This window comes from Kitasatospora sp. NPDC056783, assembly GCF_042789895.1.
Classification (GTDB): domain Bacteria; phylum Actinomycetota; class Actinomycetes; order Streptomycetales; family Streptomycetaceae; genus Kitasatospora.
Genome location: NZ_JBHUAF010000663.1, coordinates 1 through 2029 on the forward strand (window position 1 = coordinate 1; position 2029 = coordinate 2029).

Genomic DNA, 2029 nt, shown 5'->3' on the forward strand with positions numbered 1-2029 from the left:
GCGGCCGCGACCTCACCGATCGAATGCCCCGCCAGGAAATCCGGCCGGACGCCCCACGACTCCAGCAACCGGAACAGCGCCACCTCGAAGGCGAAGAGGGCGGCCTGGGTGGTGGCGGTCCGGTTCAGCGGCTCGGCGTCGGTACCGAAGACCAGGTCCTTGAGCCCCTCGTCGAAGTGGCCGCAGACCTCGTCGAAGGCCTGCCGGAACGCCTCGAACTCCTCGTACAACTCCCGTCCCATGCCCGGTCGTTGCGATCCCTGGCCGGTGAACAGGAAGGCCGTGAGCCCCTTGGTGGTGCGGCCCTGGAGCACTCCGGGGGCGCCCTCGGCCAGGGCGGTCAGGCCGCTGCGCAGCTGCTCGCCGTCCCGGCCGAGCACCACGGCCCGGTACTGCTGGGCGGTCCTGGTGGTGGCCAGCGAGAAGGCGGCGTCCACCGGGTCCAGGGTGTCCGCCACGGCGGCCAGCCGCAGCGCCTGCTCGCGCAGGGCCTCGGGGGTGCGCCCGGAGAGCAGCCACGGGATGGTCGAGGGGGCGCTCGCCGGAGTGCGCTCGACGGCCTCCTCGACGGGGGCCTGCTCGATGATGGTGTGGGCGTTGGTGCCGCTCGCGCCGAAGGAGGAGACGGCGGCCCGGCGCGGACGCTCGACCTCGGGCCAGGCCCGGGCCTCGGTCAGCAGCCGCACCTCGCCGGCCGTCCAGTCCACCTTGCTCGCGGGGTTCTCCGCGAACAGGGTCTTGGGCAGCACGCCGTGGCGCATCGCCTGGACCATCTTGATCACGCCCGCGACGCCGGCGGCGGCCTGGGTGTGCCCGATGTTGGACTTGATCGAGCCCAGCCACAGCGGCCGGTCCGCCGTACGGCCCTGGCCGTAGGTGGCCAGCAGCGCCTGCGCCTCGATCGGGTCGCCCAGCGTGGTGCCGGTGCCGTGCGCCTCCACCACGTCCACGTCACCGGTGGACAGCCCGGCACTGGCCAGCGCCTGACGGATCACCCGCTGCTGGGACGGCCCGTTGGGGGCCGTCAGCCCGTTGGACGCGCCGTCCTGGTTGACCGCGGAGCCGCGGATGACGGCCAGCACCTCGTGCCCGTTGCGCCGGGCGTCCGAGAGCCGCTCCAGCAGCAGCATGCCGGCGCCCTCGCCCCAGCCGGTGCCGTCCGCCTCGTCGGCGAAGGACTTGCAGCGGCCGTCCGGGGAGAGCCCGCGCTGCCGGCTGAAGGCGATGAACGCGCCCGGGGTGGACATCACCGAGACGCCGCCGGCCATCGCCAGCGTGCACTCGCGCTGGCGCAGCGCCTGCACCGCCAGGTGCAGGGCCACCAGGGCCGAGGAGCACGCGGTGTCGATGGTGACCGCGGGGCCCTCCATGCCGAGGGTGTAGGAGATCCGGCCCGCCATCACCGCCGCCAGCACGCCGGTGCCGAGCGCCGCCTCCGGGTCCTTCGGCAGCTTGGCCAGCACGTCGCGGTAGTCCTGGCCGTTGGTTCCCGCGAACACCCCGATCCGGGCGCCGCGCACCGAGTCCGGCGCGATGCCGCCGCGCTCCAGCGCCTCCCAGGCCACCTCCAGCAGCAGCCGCTGCTGGGGGTCCATCAGCAGCGCCTCGCGCGGCGAGATGCCGAAGAAGTCCGGCTCGAAGTCGGCGGCGTCGTGCAGGAAGCCGCCCTTCAGGACGTAGCTCTTGCCGGACGCGTCCGGGTCCGGGTCCAGGATCGCGTCGCCGTCCCAGCCCCGGTTGTCCGGGTGGTCCGTGACGGCATCGGTGCCCTCGGCGACCAGCCGCCAGAGCTCCTCGGGGGTGGTGACGCCACCGGGGAACCGGCAGCTCATCGCCACGATGGCGATGGGCTCCTTCTCCTCGGTCTCCACGTCGCGCAGCCGTTGCCTGGTCTGGGCCAGGTCGGCGGTGACCCTCTTGAGATAGTCGAGCAGCTTGTCATCGTTGGTCATCGAGGGTCGCCACTTCTGTGCGAAAGATTCAGCCTGCGTGCGGGGCGTGGACGGCGGTGGCGGCGGCCCGCGGGAGC

The 2029-nt window shown here is 73.3% G+C and carries 1 protein-coding gene; it reads right to left on the minus strand.

Annotation, left to right across the window (positions count from 1 at the left end):
- Positions 1 to 1952 (minus strand): type I polyketide synthase (locus tag ACFRMQ_RS40395; RefSeq protein WP_380735903.1); only part of this gene is annotated, 1952 nt, incomplete at its 3' end.
- Positions 1953 to 2029: the final 77 nt, after the last annotated feature.